This window comes from Lacrimispora sp. (assembly GCF_046972725.1).
Classification (GTDB): domain Bacteria; phylum Bacillota; class Clostridia; order Lachnospirales; family Lachnospiraceae; genus Lacrimispora.
Window position 1 is genome coordinate 1,365,142 of sequence record NZ_JBKVXF010000001.1, and the last position, 16,591, is coordinate 1,381,732.

Sequence of the window (16,591 nt, forward strand, 5' to 3'; positions counted from 1 at the left end):
GGAAGCACGCAGGCCCTTTTGATTTCCGTAAAAAAATCAAAAGGGCCCTTTTATGCTGAGTTTCTGCTTTACTAATCTTATTCTATTGGCCGATTATTATTTTTTTATCACTCTTCCATCCGGATAACGGGCGAATCTTCCTGTTTCCCTTTCATGAACCGGCTCATCATCCGGCCATGGCCAGCCTCCAAACCGGGTATTCTGATAATCCACATATGCCTCTTGTATCTCCTGCTGGGTATTCATAACAAATGGTCCGTATTGAGCCACCGGCTCCTGAATCGGCTCCCCTTCCAACAGTAACAGGCAGCTGGCTCTGTCTCCATTTACCACTGTAATCTGATCTTCTCCTGACAGCCTGACCCGGGAGGAAGGATCAATGGTTTTACCATCTATGGTAATAGAACCGGTTCCTTCATAATAATACAGGTTACGGTTTAAGCTCTTAGAACCTGCCGGGATATGAAACTCTGCCTCAGGCTCCAGCTCCACAAGCTGGATCCCCACATGATTTTCTTCCCTTGCTGCCCAGGAATGTTCCGTTGGCTCCAGGCTTTTTTTATCTCCATATTTCCCGGCGATCAATCGGATCGTTGCAGTCTTTCCCTTCTCATTGGAATGCTTTATCACTGGAATTTCTTCTGCCCAAAGCATCTTGTAATCCGGGTCTGTGAATTTACTGCCTGCCGGAAGATTCAGCCAGATCTGGAATAATTCAAGAGGATTTCCCTTATCCTGATGAACCAGCGGGAACATCTCTACATGCTGGCATCCGGCTCCGGTTGTCAGCCACTGGACATCTCCATTCCCATAACGTCCTTCCGCTCCCTTGGAATCAAAGTGATCAACGATTCCTTCCAGTACAATGGTAACTGTCTCAAACCCACGGTGGGGATGAACGGGAAATCCCGGAACCTTTTCTCCATGATACATACTAAAGCCGTCTTTCCCGGAAAAATCATTCCCTATTCTTCTTCCTTCCAGGGAAACCGCAGGCCCTTGTACCTCATTCCCTGCCGGGTATTGATCCTGGTGATGCATACATGCCAGAAACGGACTGTCCATCCCCCATTGAAATCCTATCTTTTCAATTGTCTTTATTGCTTTGCTCATATGATTTACTCCTCGTCTCTATTTTTTTCAATAACTGCACTAACATTTCTTTTTCCTCTTCCTTAAGTCCGGCAAAGCTCTCTGCCAAATCTTCTACATGCCTGGGAAATATCTCTTCTATCTTTTCTCTCCCTTTTTGCGTGATCGCAATGATGCAGGACCTTTTATCATTGGGATTCGGATGTCTTTCTATCATGCCATCCTTTTCCAGGTTATTAATTACTACCGTCATATTTCCCGATGTGGAAAGAATACTGTCAATAATTTCGTTAATTGTTAAATCACCTTTGTGATACAATGCCTCCAGTGCGGCAAATTGGGCCGTTGTAAGACCTCCCTGGTTAAAGATGGCACCTGCTCTTCTATGAAGTGCCTGAGTCGTTCTGCTAAGTACTATAAATGCTTTTAAATTAAAATCATTTTCTTTTCCATAAGATATTGTATTTTTTTTCATATTTCAAATATATCACTAATTAGTGATATTGTCAACTTTCTTTTTATGTTAATCGAAAGGAATGGCCTGTGTCCCGGAAAAAGGCCAACATAACAAACACCCTGCATTCGTGGAATGCAAGGTGCTTTCATTAATTTTTCTTTTTAAAGCGGAATCTTACAGCCGTAGGGCCTTTCTTTTTTCCAGTCCTCCATACGAAGCACAGGGCTGCTCCTGCAGCAAAGAAAATCATTGCTCCAGCCTTCCATATGCCTGAATCATCCGAAATACCGGTCTTTGGAATGGAAGATTTTCCTGATGTCATATTGCCGGTAGGCTTTAATTCTGTTTCAACTGTAATACTGTTTGTTTCCTCTGCTGAACCTTGTGTTTCATTCGCAGCATAGGAGCTTTCCAAGTCTTCCGGGTTGTTTGAACCGATGGAAACACCTGGACCTCCCGGGTTGTTTTTGCCAGAGCCTTCTGGACCTTTCGGACTGCTGGAACCTCCAAAACTGCCTGGACTTTCAGGGTTGCCTGAACCTCCGGTACCGTCCGGATCTCCGGAACCATTGGAGCCTCCCGGATTGCCTGATTCTTCAGTGGGTTTAGGCGGCAGCTCTTTATTTTTCACAGAGACCTTTTCTGCGGAATTTCTTGCAACGGATACTTTTATCCAGTCTGCGGACAACTGGTACCCCTTCGGAGCTGCAACTTCCTTTAAGTAGTACGTTCCCTCCTTCAGCCCGGCAAAGCCAGCTGTTCCATCTTCTCCGGTGGTCTGTTCTCCTGTAAGTGTCAACCGGTCCTGACGGTACAGGGCAAATGTGGCACCTGATAATTTTTTCTTACCGTCTTCACTGGTTTTTGTTACGTGAATGGATGCTTTCTCATCCCAGCCCACAGGATAATTTTCTATTCTCATGGAGGACAGCACCTGATGATTTTCCTCTGTTCTAATCGTAATCACATCGCTGCTCATGATGTAACCGGACGGAACCTTGATTTCTTTCAGGTAATAGGTATGATGAGGCAAAAGACCTGTAAACAATACGTTTCCGTCTTCCCCGGAGGTTACCGGCTGGCTGGCTTCTACGGTACACTGGTTATCTTCAAACAACTGAAATACTGCACCGGGCAAAGTTTTTTTCTGATTTTGGCCGTCTATTTTCTGGACTTTTAAGGTTACGTCAGCCTTTTCATTTATCAGCCTTATTTTATCGGGATCACTCCAGTCCTTCTCAGCAGCAACAGCAGTTATCTTATCTGATAAGACATAACCATCAGGAGCTTTGGTTTCTTTTACGTAGTAAGTCTGACCTGGATAAAGTCCGTTAAATAGGACCTGTCCAGCCGGATCGCTGCTTTTTGTCAGCGGCTGGCCTTCTGCCATAACAGGATTTTTGCAGGCCTCGTCTTCGTACACGCTAAAGACAGCATCCTGTAAAGGAAGATTCTGTTCATCCAGCTTACGTATCCTGATCTCTCCGCTGTTTTTCTCATCCTCCTTTACATTGACCGCCGTAAGGACCGTATCGGAGTCATGTTCTGAAAGTTTTATGGTGTGCCAGCCATCGCTGAGGGCATAGCCCTGGGGAGCCTTTAGTTCCCTCCAGTACAGGTAGTCTGTTCCTTTAACGGATTTTTTGCTAAGTCCAAGAGTACAGATTCCGGTAGTGTCATCGCTTGTTCCCTTTACAAGGGGTTCTGTATCTGACGTTGATTGGAAAAGACCGAACTCCGCTCCCTTTAAAATAGTTCCATTATTATCTGTTTTTTTAATCTGTACAGAAATAAACTTATCTTTCGGCAGTCCAAGCCTTGCACCTCCCGCGGAAGCAACCGACATCACACGGGAAGACTTGCCAAGCTCTCCGCCGTCAGGAAGAACACTTCCTATCAGCTGGATATCATTTTTTAACTCTACTCCAATACGCACGATATAGGCATCATAGTACAAAAGATATCTTCCCTCAGGATCAGGAATATCTACGGTAAGCTTACGATTGGAGGAATCGTAGGCGGCTGCAGGAATCACTTCATCGCCTTTTTCCAACTGGACCGTACAGGTTCCTCCTGCCGGAACGATTTCACTTTCTTTCACATTTGCTTTATACATTTTCAATGAATCCAGATCCAGATAAAGACCGTCTGGCAAGGTGTCCTCCAGCTGCAGCTTATGATCTGATATATCCCTGGAAAGATCTAGGCCCAATGGATTTAATTCCACTGCATAATGAGCAACTAACCCTTCTCTTCCGGGACTGTTCTTTGTTAATACTTTATTTGACAACTTTACTGTAACCGGATTTAATATGACCCTTTCTGCGTTGCTGCTGCTGGTAAGTTCCGCAGAATTGGACAGCTCTACCTCTGATTTATTGATAAAATCAGCACCGTCTACATCAACTGCTGTTGTATAGGTAATCACCTGCCTTTCCTTTACTCCGTCCAGGTGTATGGTAATCTTATTTCCATCTGCCGTAAAGGTATTGGGTTCCATAAATGGTTCACCATTTAACCGGGCATCCTGGGGGTCACTTAGGTACTGACCGGGAAGATCTGTGACGGTTACTGTTCCTAAATCAGTTTCATTGTTATTGATTATAAGACGCCATGTTACTCTTTTTGTTTCCGGGTTATAGAAAACTGCTTCTTTGCTTAGTACTTCACTGCTTGCAGAAATCTTTGCATCTGAGGAAATATCTTTTGTTATAGGTGTATTTCCTACATTCGTGCCATCTTTAAGCATGGTCATTGTGTTGAAGAAGTCCTTTGACTGGTTACCTGCCCAGAACTCCGAGTCACTGATATAGGTCTTAAAGGAAACAGAAAACAAATTATTCCCAAGACCTTTTATGTGCAAAGTCAGCTTGTTATCATCCAGATTTATAGATTCTAATTTTGCAGTTCCAATGGAGGAAAGAGCTTTTTCCACTTCAGACTTAATTATTTCCCGGGCCTGCTCTTCGCTCAACGTATCTGATGTAAACCGGTGTCCAGCATTGCTTTCAGACAGATCGTCCACCAGAGTGACCTCTGTCAGATCGACTTTGTTTGGATTTACTGTAACCTCCCAGGTAAGAGAGTGATCCTTCATATCATAAGTTACACCTCTTTTATTCAGCAAGCTGTTATTGATTCCAACCGGTGCCTTTGTTACAGTAGGAATATCCACCGGAGTCAGACCAGATCCGGACGGCCACTCATAAATCAGCCTGGCTTCATTTTTTATGTCTTCATCCGTCAAATCACTGGTTTGATTAAAGTATTCCGGGTCAATCTTTGTTGTATAGCTAATGGTATAAGTATTCTCTGCGGCTTGGGAATCGCTGGCTTTGATCAGCGGAAGATTCATTTGGGTTTTTTCACCTGTCTTCTCAATCTCCGGAGGATAAACTGGTGAGGCATTATTTACCGAAATGCTGTCTTTATCCAGCAAAAGCCCCCTTCCCATCGTATCTTCTATCTGTAGGGTCTTAAAGCTCCGTCCGGCAGTATTTACAGTGACCTCCCACTTAATAATTGCCTGGTCAGGGTCTAAATTCTTCGGCAGCGTTCCTACCTTTTTAATAAAGGTTCCTGAATTCCAACTGTCCCCTCTTACTTTCAGAGTTGCTTTCCCGCTGCCCTCAACAGATACGGGACTGCCATTATTTGTAGCATTTGCCGTATTTTCATATTGAATAGTTATATTAGGATTCTTCCATACTTTCTGAAGTTCTTCATCAGACAACCTGGTTTTATATGTAAAGACAATCTTCTGGCCTGCAGAAATCCCATCCAAACTGCAGGTAAGTTGCCCACTCTCCTCTGAGAAGCGAAGGCTGGTTTCATCCGTTCCATCCAGAATGACCGTTCCGCTTCCAGCTACATACTCTAAGCCTTTTGGCAGAATATCCTCAATCCTATCCGGCTTTTCACCTGTATAGGCATCCGTAGGATGGGTATAAGTAACCGTCCATTCTACTTCCCCCTTATCATCCAGAACTCCAACATCTTTTTTAATCTTTGGAGGACTGGGTTTAAATTCAGTGACTGTTACAGTAACAGAACTGCTGCCAAGGGAGATAATTACCTTCCCCTGTGGATCATGATCCGCATCTTTATCCAAAGTGCACTTATATGTGACATAAGCATCATGTAGCTGAGAAAGGGCTTCATTGTCCGTTCCATCAGGATATACCCCCATGTCCTGAAAAACAACTTTCAGCTTCTTACTGCCCGCTTCCCATGACAGCTGCGCAAAAGGCTTTTCTCTTGGAAAACCCGGAGCATTAATATCTGCAAGCATCATACTTGAGCCGCTGCTTCCAGGGATTCCAAAAGCATCCGGAAGCTCATATTCAAAGTAATCACCAGGTTTTACTTCTTCTAAGCTGTCCCATTTAAAGCTGATGGCTAACTGATCCTTTAAGCTGATGTCAGACCCCTCCTTGACCTCTGGATAAGCGTCCGCGGAATCGCCTTCTGGATAAACCAGCTTAACAAGATCTGGATGCACTTCTATTCCTTCTTCCGGAACCAGAGAGACAAGCAGCATCATGCCGTCTATCATAATCGTTCCATTTACCACCTTGGAAGGATCAATCACACAGGGAATTTCCACCGTCTGCAATTCTCTCTGGAGCGATGCCTGAGAGTCACTTGCCAGAATAACCTTGCTTTCAATTTTTTTTCGTGGCAGCGTTTCTCCTGTATCTGAGACTGAATTACTTTCCTGTTCTCCTTCTCTAACGGAGTTGTCCAAGGTTTCCTGAATCTCCTCTTCTTCTGTATTCTGGCCGCTCTCTTCAAGATTTCCGCCGCTCTCTAACGATGGCTGGACGTCTGTTTCCCGGACAGCTTCCTGTTCCGTTTCACTTACCGGGCTGTCTCCTGTTTCTGTCTCTGAAATGTCCTCAGACGTTTCTGCTTTTGACTCTGGCTCTGTTTCCGCTTCTGAATCCGTTTCCGTTTCGGATTCTGCTTCCGTTTCGGATTCTGTTTCTGATTTCATTTCTGTTTCCGGTTCTGATTCTATTTCCGCTTCGGACTCCGTGTTATCTTCCTTTAGAGATAGAATTTCATGATTGCTTTGAATCGAAAGTAACTCCTCCTCTTCAGCAAGTAATTGAACGTCACGACCTGCTACTATCTTTGCAGGGATTCCGTCCACATTACCGCCCGTAACATCTGGAATCACTCCCTGGGGAAGTTTAACGACATACCCTTCCTCCAGCTTTTTCTGATCAATCGTTACCTGCCAGAAAAGTTTGTCTGTAACAGATACCTCATCTCCGTCTTTTAATAATTCTCCGTCTTTATACAATGCTCTTTTTAAAGGTGCACTGTAACCGGAAATATAATTCCCGTTAAATACCAGCAAAAAGGCCAAAATCAATGAAATGATCCTGCTTATCGCTTTTTTCCTTTGTAGTTTCATATTGTTTAATCATATCCTCCCAACTTTATTTTGTTGCAAAACGCCCAAGCACTGCCAGACGCGCATTCTCAAAATCATAGGCACAGGTGGAAAAAATGACCAGCTTATCCCCCTGTTCTTCCTCCCATAATCCATGAATCAATGAAGATTCTTTTACCATTTCCATATAGGATTCCCAGTCGTTCTGCGTAACGAAACCATGGGGATAGACATCCCTTTCTCCATCTACCAGATAGGAAGCCAGAATCTGAATTGTCTTCCTGCCCTTGTCCGTATATAAAACAGCTTCCGGATATTTTTCATAATAGGACTGACTGCGGTATTCCTTTAAAGAGCCAAACATCTCGCCGCTTTGGACCATATGTCCATAGATTACCGATACCGGCGAGGAAAAGTCCTCATTGGCACTGCTGTCCAGAAAGATAGATCCCAGTCTGTTTTTGGAACCGTCAGGTAAATGATTTAAATAAAAATCATTATCGTCCGCCTGCATGACCGGATAGCTGTACGTTCCTCCTCCCCAGGACAGCCAGCCTACCATGGAAGGCCATTGAGACTTTTTTTCAAGAAACCATTCCTCCTGCTCATCAGCCAGGGCTTTTTCCTTCTGGTCTTTCCCTTTCCGATCTGCTGAAATAGAGTGTTCCGGTATCTGAATTACCGGGATTTTTGAAAAAGATGAACCGTTCACACTTCTGTATACTTCCTTTGCCTCTTTAAAATCTCTTCTGCTATTCATATATCCAAATAAGAAACAGGCGGAAAGAACAAAACACACCAATGCCAGATATTTTATCCCTCGATAAAACTCCATGTTAAGCTCCTTAATTGTTACAAAATAAAAAATTATCTATCAATTTATTATAGTTGAAAATCATCCGGTTACACAACGGAACAATTGTTACCATCATCCGTAAACCATTTTCTTGACAAACCGGTAAATTACATGTATAAATACTTTTATATAATAATTTGTAACCCTGCACTGACTGTATTACAAACCAGGCAATGTATAAAATATAGGACTATATTTTTCATTCACACATTCTAAAGAGGTATGAAACATGGCACATATTGGTATGGTTATCCGGAATTTCCGTGAACGTTGCGGATTAAGCAGAAGCGAACTGTCTCAGCATATCTGCACAGAAAAATACCTTTATCTTATTGAAACAGGGAAACGTTCTCCTTCCTCCCATATTCTTTATAAATTCAGCGACATGCTGCAGGAGGACTTATTTCAATATTACAGGTTTTTAGACTGCATCGATCCAGTTTCTGTGTGCCATACGGTCAATGGCTTTAACTGGTGTCATCAGAAGGGAGATTATATTAAGTTAAAGGAACTTAACTCCAAGGCAAAAAACATGAAGGATTTTAAGATAGCACCCTGGGATACCGAAATTCTGCTTAATGAATTATCCATTCAGTTGTTTATACAAAAGGAACATGAGAAATGTGTCACCAAACTAAACCAGATTTTATCTGACTCTTCCACGCAATTCGTTGACCTTGCATCAAAAGCCAGATTTTATGTATTATTATCTACCGGTCACACCATTCTGGGCAATATTGAAGATGCAGAGAAAGCCACGTTTGAGGCTGTTCAATTAATTCCCGACAAAGCCATTATGTATCATGACCAGACTCATATTGCAGTCCATATCAACGCTTTGACCAGCTATTACTACAGCAAAAACTATCAATCGGTCTGTATGGAGGGACTCCGTTTGTTAAAGTACTTACAGGACAGCGGAATTTATGACCGTATTTTATATATCTGTTTCTTTGTGTCCTTTGCCTTTTATCATACCGGAGATTTTAATAATGCATTTTTCTATTTTAAAAAGGGCCTCTACAACGGATTAACGGATTATAGGCCCCTGGATATCTATAATATCTCTTTGCAGGATTTATACTGGCCCATGATGGAAGACAGCAGAGCAGATCATGCTCTGGTCAAAGAGTTTTTAAAACTTTATGGAACCCCCGGCGTTGATGACGGTACCGGAAACGAAACCTAAGACGAAAAGAAGGTATAGAACCAATGAATCTGATGCATGTATCAACAGATCATTTTATTCTATACCTTCTTATTTTAATACTCTTTTTATTTTCAATATATCAATAGCCGTTTATTTCATTAAACAGGATCCATTAAGTAATAGGTGCCGGATTAAATATGCACAGATCGTTATGGAATCCATACTGATCACTGTAAGGCCGTTTCCTGCCGGAAGCCACATCGATAATATAATGAAAGATCTCCGTTCCTACCTCTTCAATGGTCTTTTCCCCTGTTGCGATCTCTCCGGCTGAAATGTCAATCATATCAAACCAGTGTTCCTTCATTTCCGTTCTGCTGCAGACCTTGATGACAGGTGCGATCTCCAGGCCATAGGGCGTTCCCCTCCCGGTCATGAACACCTGAAGGCCAATGCCTGCTGCCAGCTGGGAGGGCCCGCATACAAGATCCGAAGCAGGTGTTGCACAGAATATCAGACCGTGCTTAGAAGGCTGCTGCCCGGGGCCTATGACCTCTTTAATGGGAGCAGTACCGGATTTTGCAATAGACCCCATTGCCTTTTCCACAATATTGGCCAAACCGCCCTTTTTGTTTCCCGGTGTGGGATTGGCATCCCGGTCCACTCCTCCGTCTGCCAGATAATCGTCATACCACTGCATCTCCTTTGCAAGCCGGTCCCTTACCTGCCGGTCCACACAGCGGGCCGCCAGTAAATGGACTCCATCACGCACTTCGGTTACTTCACTGAACAATACGGTGGCTCCCCCACGTACCAGCATATCTGCGGCATAGCCCGCACTCGGGTTCGCAGTAAGTCCGCTGAAAGCATCACTGCCTCCGCACTGCATTCCAACCATAAGCTTACTAAGAGGAAGTTTTTCTCTGCGGCGGCCATTGAGCCTTTGGAGTTTCTGATCCGCCATCTGAAGAATCTGCTTCATCATCTCATCCTGTCCGTGACAATCCTGAATGGTGATACAATTCTCCGGCGTGATCTCCTCCTTATCAAGCAGATATTCATAGGTGAGCTTCTCGCACCCAAGCCCCAGAACCATAATTTCCCCGCCAAAATTGGGATGGCGCATGATATTCTTCAGAGAACGTATAGGGATATCGGCCATAGGTGCCTTGATAGCGACTCCGCAGCCATAGGAATGGGTGATTGCAACCACATCCTCTACATATGGATATTTTGGCAGCAATTCTTTTTTAATCCGTTCCACTGCGGCTCTGGCCACGCCTGCCACACACTGAACACTTGTCATAATACCAAGCAGGTTTCTGGTGCCTGCATATCCCTCACCATTGGAATATCCCATAAAAGTATGGACGGGCGGCATCGGAAGCTCATCCGGCGGAACAAGATGCGTTCCATATGGCAGGTCATCAAGTGCCGGAGATTCCGGCAGCACCAGCATATATTCGTTAATCCATGCTCCTGCCAGAATCTCCTCCTTTGCGTAACCAAGAACAACCCCATAACGAATGACTGCTTCTCCCTTGCCGATTTTGCGCAGTGCAATCTTATGGGCCTGGGGAATGGGGGTGCGGGTAAAAATTCCCGGCAGCACTTCGATTCCTTCTTCCAGGTCATGAATGGCGATTGCCACATTATCTTCCGGCTTCACCTGAATAAAAAGCGGTGTTTTTTTCGTTTCCTTCTGTTCCATGAACCTCTACTCCCTTTTTCTTTGTTTACCTGTATGGGTTTTTTAATAATCACCTCATCCGGTTCTGCTTTGCCGGATGAGATTTTTATTTTATGTTATTTCATTCATTTATTTTGTATTTTCCCTTTTCTTTTGTGCAATTTCATTATATAAATAAGATATGGGAAAATCAACTTAATTAAAATTACATGGTGTTTAGTTTTTCTAAATTACATGTATTTCGTTTTACGGTATTACACAGAACCATTGTCATGAAACAAAGGGAGAAAAAGATATGGAAACAAAACTGATCGAGTATGTTTTGGCCATTGCAAAACATAAAAGCATTTCACGTGCAGCAGAAGAATTATATGTAACACAATCCGCCTTGAACCAGCAGCTCTTAAAGCTGGAAACAGAATTGGGGGCGCCGCTTTTTATACGTACCAGAAACCACTGGGAACTGACGGAAACCGGGCAGCTTTATGTAGAAAACGGGAAAAAGATCCTTCAAATCAAGGAAGAAACCTACAAACAGATAGAGGACATTGCAAAAAACTGGAATAGAACCATAACCATTGGCCTGACACCGGAAAGAGGAATCCAGATGTTTACCGCCATTTATCCGGAAATCCACGCCAAATATCCAGATACTGTTTTTCAGCCCCTGGAGGCTTCTGTAGAGACGCAAGCAAAGCTGTTAGCGGACAACCGCCTGGACTTTGGGTTTCATACCGTTGCAGAGCATAAATACAAACATCTGACCTATGAAAGTATTCTGCATGAGCCTTTTTATCTCTGCATTCCCAAAAGCCACCCGCTGTCTTATAAGACTCCGGACACTACTGACTGCTATCCTGAGATTTCCCTGTCAAAATTTTCCAACGAGCTTTTCACTCTTGTTAAGAAATCATCTACCATGCGAATACTCATTGACCGTTTATTTGAAAAAGCCGGTTTTACTCCCCGCCTGCTTTTTGAGTCCACCAGTATGCGTACCATGCGTCTCCTGACCGGCAACGGCCAGTGCTGCACCATTATTCCCCGTTCTTATGCCACTGCAGGAGACGATGTTTCCTATTATTCCCTGGGTTCCTGCGCCAACTGGGAGCTTTGCGCTGTTTATGCAAAGAACCATTACCTGAATGCCCCTTCCCGGGACTTTATCCATCTGGCCGCCACCTATTGGAAAACACATATTTATATGGAATGACCGGCCCGCCTTATGTCAGGTAAGATAGCCGCCCATCACACCAGCAGCTTTGCACCGGTATACAATTCATAGTATCTGCCTTTTTGCTCAAGTAATTCCTGATGATTTCCCCGCTCCACGATTTCACCATGATCTAAAACCAGGATTACATCGGCATTTTTAACGGTTGAAAGGCGGTGTGCGATGATAAATACCGTCTTGTTTTTCATAACTGCATCCATTCCCTCTTCCAGCAGCTTTTCCGTTCGTGTATCAATGGAACTGGTTGCTTCATCGAGAATCAGAACCGGAGGATTTGCAACCGCCGCACGTGCAATGGCAAGCAGCTGTCTTTGACCAAGGGATAGATTATCTCCATCATTTTTCAGCATAGTATCATACCCCATGGGCAGTCTCCGAATGAAGGAATCTGCGTTTGACAGCTTCGCTGCCTTTATCACCTCATCATCTGTGGCGTTTAAATTTCCATATCGGATGTTTTCAGTAATTGTACCTGTAAACAGATGAGTATCCTGAAGGACCAAAGCAAGGGAAGTTCTCAAGTCTTTCTTCTTTATCTCTTTAATATCAATTCCATCATAGGTGATGACGCCGCTTTGAATATCATAAAACCGGTTGATCAGATTAATGATGGTGGTCTTTCCGGCTCCCGTTGCTCCCACAAATGCAATCTTCTGTCCGGGCTTAGCGTAAATATTAATTTTATTCAGAATCATCCGGCTGGAATCATAGCCAAACACTACATCGTGAAACCGCACCTCTCCCTTAACCGGAGTCAGGCTTGCGCTCCCCGGTCTTTCCCATACAAAGGAATCTGTGGCTTCATCAGTTCCGGTCCTTCTTAACAGTACGGTTCCTTCATCCGGTTCCTTTTCCATATCAAATACGTTCAGGATTCGCTCTGCTCCTGCAATCCCTGCAAGAAAAAGATTGATCTGCTGCGTAAACTGATTGACCGGTACGGAAAACTGCCTTACAAAAATCAGATAGGAAGCCAGGGTTCCAAGGTCCAGCAGGTTTTTTATGACCATGAATCCGCCTGCACAAACGGTAAATGTATAGTTGATGAATCCGATGCTTACCACCATAGGGCCCATAATACTGGAATAGGTAAAGGCATTGGTGGAGGCGATCCGCAAGTCGTTATTGTAAATCCGGAAATTCTTTAAGTTCTTTGCTTCACGGCCAAATACCTTTTCAACCTTCTGCCCTTCTATCATTTCTCTGATAAAACCGTTTAATGCAGCCGTATGCTTCTGCCTTTTGCTGTAATAGGTCTTTGAACGTTTTCCATTATAATAAATAATAAAGATCATAACCGCCAGACAGATAAGCGTAAAAAATGTCAGAGGTACATCCAGAACGAACATCATAACGATGGAGCCAAAGACCGTGATAAAGCTTTGGGACATAAGAGAAAAACAGGTATTTAAGGCATTCTCAATCGTATCGATATCATTGGAGAAATAACTCATTACATTCCCGTCACTGTTGGAATCAAAATAGGACAAGGGAAGGGAATCCACGTGTTGAAACAAATCCTTCCGAAGTTCAAAGATGATTTTCTGGGTTATTTTCACCATGATCTGATTGCTTAAAAAGTTAAACAGCACACCGGTCAAATACATGGCAATCAGCGCAAGAACTGCGGTGCGCAGTCCCGCCACATCTCCTGGAAGAATATAGTCGTTGATGATGGGGCGCAGCAGATAAGAACCGGCAATGCCCGCCAGACCGCTGAGTCCGGAAAGGACCACAACAAGGATCAAAAAGAATTTATTGGGTCCGAAATATCTGCTGAATCTTTTTATGGTTGCAAACAGATTCTTCTGTTCCAAAGACTTAATCATTAAGAACACCGCCCTTCTGCTGGGAATAATAGATTTCCTGATATATTTTATTATGGGAAAGCAATTGCTCATGGGTTCCCATCTCATCGATCATTCCCTCATTGAATATGATGATTTTATCCGCAAGGGATACGGATGAAATTCTCTGTGCAATTATGATTTTGGTGGTTTGCGGGTACTGTTCTTTCAGGTTTTCGTACAGTTTTTTTTCGGTATTCATATCAAGTGCAGAGGTTGAATCATCTAAAATCAGTATTTTAGGATTCTTAAGCAGCGCCCTTGCAATACAAAGCCTTTGTTTTTGCCCTCCGGAAAGGTTATTCCCGCCTTCTTCCACATAGAATTCATATCCTTCCTTTTTCTGCTCAATGAATTCACTGGCACAGGCTGCTTCACAGGCTCTTTTCATGTCTGCCAGTGAGGCATTTTCATTTCCCCATCTCAGGTTCTCCGCAATCGTTCCCCGAAAAAGCATATTCTTTTGAAGCACCATTCCCACACCTGCTCTCAGATGCTCCAGCGTATAATTTTTTACGGGAATATCATCTATATACACCGTCCCGCCGGTTGCATCATAGAGTCTTGGAATCAATTGCACGAAGGATGTTTTGGAAGACCCGGTTCCGCCAAGAATGCCCACCGTTTCCCCTGGTTTTATGAAGACATTCACTTCTTTCAGGACAAATTCCTTTGCTTTCCTGCTGTATTTAAAAGATACTTGTTCCATTCTTACAGAACCATGTTTGATCTGGTTCCTTTCATCACCTTCATCCACCAATTCAACCCTTTCCTCTAAGACTTCTGAAATACGGCGAAATGACTCCATTGCTTTTGTCAGGTTTATAAAAACTGCAGAAATCAGCATCAGTGAATTTAATATTTGAAGAACGTAGCTTAAAAAACCAGTCAGCTGTCCGATCAGCAGCCGGTCTGTAATCACGAGATTGCCGCCGAACCAGATGATGGAGACGATGGTGCCGTACATGACCAGCTGCATGACCGGAGAATTCAGCATGGAAATGCAATAGGCACGGGTCGATATCTGTTTGAGATCATGATTCACCTTTTCAAATTTGGCCGCTTCATGATCTTCTCTTGCATAAGCCTTCACCAGACGGACACCTCTCAAGTTCTCCTGCGTTACCCGGTTTAAAACATCAACGGTCCGCTGCATCTTATGATAGATGGGGGCAAGCGCTTTTATGATCAAAAACAGCAGAATCCCCAATATGGGAATGGATATAAAAAAGACCACAGCCAGCTCTCTGCTCATTAAGACAGCCATAATAACACCGGATATAAGCATAATGGGAGCTCTGAAAATAGAACGGACTCCAGGCGTAACCGCATTTTGTATAATAATCACGTCTGAAGTCAGCCTTGTGATCAGAGAGGGGTTGGTAAAATGATCCATATTGGAAAAAGAAAAGGATTGGATCTTCCCGTAAACGTCATCTCTGATCTCAGCCGAAAATCCATTACCAAACTTTGAAAAATTGCTGCTGCATCCTCTCCCGAATATGAAAGAAAGAATCGACAGAAGCAATATTACCCCTCCGATTTTCATGATGTAATTAAAATCCTGTTTTACAATTCCAAAATCAATAATCTTTGACATGAGAGACGGAATCATGATTTCAAAAACAGCTTCCAGAATACAGCAAAAAAAACCAATGGACCACTCCTTCTTGTATTTGTCTGTGTACTTTATGAACCTTCTAAACATCTTTTCTCCACCCTTACAAATATTTTTGCCTCCTGAGTTTCAATCTGATGATTTTCCGCAAGAAGGCTGTTTATACCATATATAAAGACTTGTTAAAATAAATAGTTCCAATCACATCCGCTGTCGGAAAATCATGAATGTAAGTACTTACAATTCATATTATAGCTCCCGGCAAATAAAAACACAAGAGTGAATAAACACAAATAGCGCTGCCTGTCAATCTGACAAGGCAGCGCCGTAACAAATATACTCCCCAGTATACGTTTTACTTCATTTGGTCTTTTAAACGGATCAGCTCTTCTTCTGATAAATCCCGCAGTTCTGAGTTTTCCATGGAGGTGTCGCTGTTTTCTATGAGCAGTAACTTCGCATCCTTTGTCATAATCGTATTATGCCAGAGGGAAGGCGGAATCTGATACACTGCATACGGTTTCATATCAATGATTTCCAGATCCAGACCGTTTTCCTTTTCATTTGCATAGACAAGAGTACAGCAGCCCTCCAAGAGGACAAACAGCTCATCGGTACAATTGTGCCTTTCAAGATTCCCAATCTGTTCGATATCATTGGAAGGCTTCCAGTTCTTGATTCCTACGGTCCACTGGGTATTTTCATACACCCTTTTCAAGGCTTCTCCATCATACTGGTATTCTAATATTTTCATATACTTTTCCTTATCTTCCATTATTCCGTGATTATCCTATGCCTCAAAAGCTTTTACAATATCAGAATAATCCTTACAGGATTCCAGTTTTTTCATTGTCTGTTCATTGCCCAGCTTTCCTGCAAGCTCAGAAAGCAGTTTTAAATGTACCATGGCATTTTCATTGTCAGACGGTACTGCAAACAGGAATATATAGTGAATCGGCTGTTCATCATAAGACTCCCAAGGAATCATTTTATCTGTTTTTCCAATGGCAATGCCGACCTCTTTTACGTGTTCAGACTTTCCGTGGGGAATTGCCACATGATTGCCGATTCCGGTAATCCCTTCACTTTCCCTTACGAATACGTCTTTCACATAACCATCGATATCCGTAATGTATCCTGCTTTATAAAGCAGACCGGAAAGATGCCGGATGGCTGATTCCTTATCCTCTGCAACCATATTTAAATCAATAACCTTTTTATCTAATATATCTTTTACAGCCATATA

At 43.1% G+C, this 16,591-nt stretch carries 11 protein-coding genes; 2 read left to right on the top strand and 9 right to left on the bottom strand.

All coding sequences use genetic code 11. From position 1 onward, the window contains the following. Positions 1–96 precede the first annotated feature (96 nt). From ACLTWA_RS06530 to ACLTWA_RS06545, 4 genes are all read right to left on the bottom strand, one after another. Positions 97–1,113, bottom strand: coding sequence for a pirin family protein (locus ACLTWA_RS06530; RefSeq protein WP_412326787.1), 1,017 nt, complete (start codon positions 1,111–1,113; stop codon positions 97–99). Beyond that, positions 1,088–1,567: a MarR family winged helix-turn-helix transcriptional regulator gene (locus ACLTWA_RS06535; RefSeq protein ID WP_412326788.1), complete on the bottom strand. Its 480-nt coding sequence runs from the start codon at positions 1,565–1,567 to the stop codon at positions 1,088–1,090. The genes ACLTWA_RS06530 and ACLTWA_RS06535 overlap by 26 nt, the downstream gene beginning before the upstream one ends. A gap of 130 nt (positions 1,568–1,697) precedes the next feature. Then, positions 1,698–6,971, bottom strand: a complete 5,274-nt coding sequence (locus ACLTWA_RS06540; protein WP_412326789.1) for a SpaA isopeptide-forming pilin-related protein — start codon at positions 6,969–6,971, stop codon at positions 1,698–1,700. Positions 6,972–6,996: 25 nt separating this feature from the next. Then, positions 6,997–7,785: a class B sortase gene (locus tag ACLTWA_RS06545; protein WP_412326790.1), complete on the bottom strand. Its 789-nt coding sequence runs from the start codon at positions 7,783–7,785 to the stop codon at positions 6,997–6,999. Between the two features lie 250 nt (positions 7,786–8,035). On the opposite strand from ACLTWA_RS06545, the gene ACLTWA_RS06550 reads away from it, so the two are divergent. Continuing rightward, the gene (locus ACLTWA_RS06550; RefSeq protein ID WP_412326791.1) at positions 8,036–8,995 is read left to right on the top strand and encodes a helix-turn-helix transcriptional regulator; all 960 of its coding nucleotides are present in this window, start codon (positions 8,036–8,038) and stop codon (positions 8,993–8,995) included. 133 nt (positions 8,996–9,128) lie between these two features. On the opposite strand, the gene garD is transcribed toward ACLTWA_RS06550, so the two are convergent. After that, a complete protein-coding gene (garD, locus tag ACLTWA_RS06555) occupies positions 9,129–10,667 on the bottom strand; it encodes a galactarate dehydratase (protein ID WP_412326792.1) in 1,539 nt (512 codons plus the stop codon). A 274-nt stretch (positions 10,668–10,941) separates the two neighbouring features. Here garD and ACLTWA_RS06560 point away from each other — a divergent pair, with 274 nt between their 5' ends. Continuing rightward, complete coding sequence (locus ACLTWA_RS06560; protein ID WP_412326793.1) at positions 10,942–11,859, top strand: LysR substrate-binding domain-containing protein; 918 nt, start codon at positions 10,942–10,944, stop codon at positions 11,857–11,859. A 35-nt stretch (positions 11,860–11,894) separates the two neighbouring features. Here the strand turns inward: ACLTWA_RS06560 and ACLTWA_RS06565 are convergent, their stop codons facing one another. From ACLTWA_RS06565 to ACLTWA_RS06580, 4 genes are all read right to left on the bottom strand, one after another. Further along, a complete protein-coding gene (locus ACLTWA_RS06565; protein ID WP_412326794.1) occupies positions 11,895–13,709 on the bottom strand; it encodes an ABC transporter ATP-binding protein in 1,815 nt (604 codons plus the stop codon). Then, positions 13,702–15,435, bottom strand: coding sequence for an ABC transporter ATP-binding protein (locus tag ACLTWA_RS06570; RefSeq protein ID WP_412326795.1), 1,734 nt, complete (start codon positions 15,433–15,435; stop codon positions 13,702–13,704). Before ACLTWA_RS06570 ends, ACLTWA_RS06565 begins: the two co-directional genes overlap by 8 nt. Before the next feature lie 265 nt (positions 15,436–15,700). Next, positions 15,701–16,099: a cupin gene (locus tag ACLTWA_RS06575; RefSeq protein WP_412326796.1), complete on the bottom strand. Its 399-nt coding sequence runs from the start codon at positions 16,097–16,099 to the stop codon at positions 15,701–15,703. A gap of 36 nt (positions 16,100–16,135) precedes the next feature. Beyond that, positions 16,136–16,588, bottom strand: a complete 453-nt coding sequence (locus tag ACLTWA_RS06580; protein ID WP_412326797.1) for a PTS sugar transporter subunit IIA — start codon at positions 16,586–16,588, stop codon at positions 16,136–16,138. Positions 16,589–16,591 lie beyond the last annotated feature (3 nt).

Coding starts and splice junctions, on each gene's coding strand:
- ACLTWA_RS06530 (WP_412326787.1), bottom strand. CDS start 1,113: ATGAGCAAAGCAATAAAGACAATTGAAAAGATAGGATTTCAATGGGGG.
- ACLTWA_RS06535 (WP_412326788.1), bottom strand. CDS start 1,567: ATGAAAAAAAATACAATATCTTATGGAAAAGAAAATGATTTTAATTTA.
- ACLTWA_RS06540 (WP_412326789.1), bottom strand. CDS start 6,971: ATGAAACTACAAAGGAAAAAAGCGATAAGCAGGATCATTTCATTGATT.
- ACLTWA_RS06545 (WP_412326790.1), bottom strand. CDS start 7,785: ATGGAGTTTTATCGAGGGATAAAATATCTGGCATTGGTGTGTTTTGTT.
- ACLTWA_RS06550 (WP_412326791.1), top strand. CDS start 8,036: ATGGCACATATTGGTATGGTTATCCGGAATTTCCGTGAACGTTGCGGA.
- garD (WP_412326792.1), bottom strand. CDS start 10,667: ATGGAACAGAAGGAAACGAAAAAAACACCGCTTTTTATTCAGGTGAAG.
- ACLTWA_RS06560 (WP_412326793.1), top strand. CDS start 10,942: ATGGAAACAAAACTGATCGAGTATGTTTTGGCCATTGCAAAACATAAA.
- ACLTWA_RS06565 (WP_412326794.1), bottom strand. CDS start 13,709: ATGATTAAGTCTTTGGAACAGAAGAATCTGTTTGCAACCATAAAAAGA.
- ACLTWA_RS06570 (WP_412326795.1), bottom strand. CDS start 15,435: ATGTTTAGAAGGTTCATAAAGTACACAGACAAATACAAGAAGGAGTGG.
- ACLTWA_RS06575 (WP_412326796.1), bottom strand. CDS start 16,099: ATGAAAATATTAGAATACCAGTATGATGGAGAAGCCTTGAAAAGGGTG.
- ACLTWA_RS06580 (WP_412326797.1), bottom strand. CDS start 16,588: ATGGCTGTAAAAGATATATTAGATAAAAAGGTTATTGATTTAAATATG.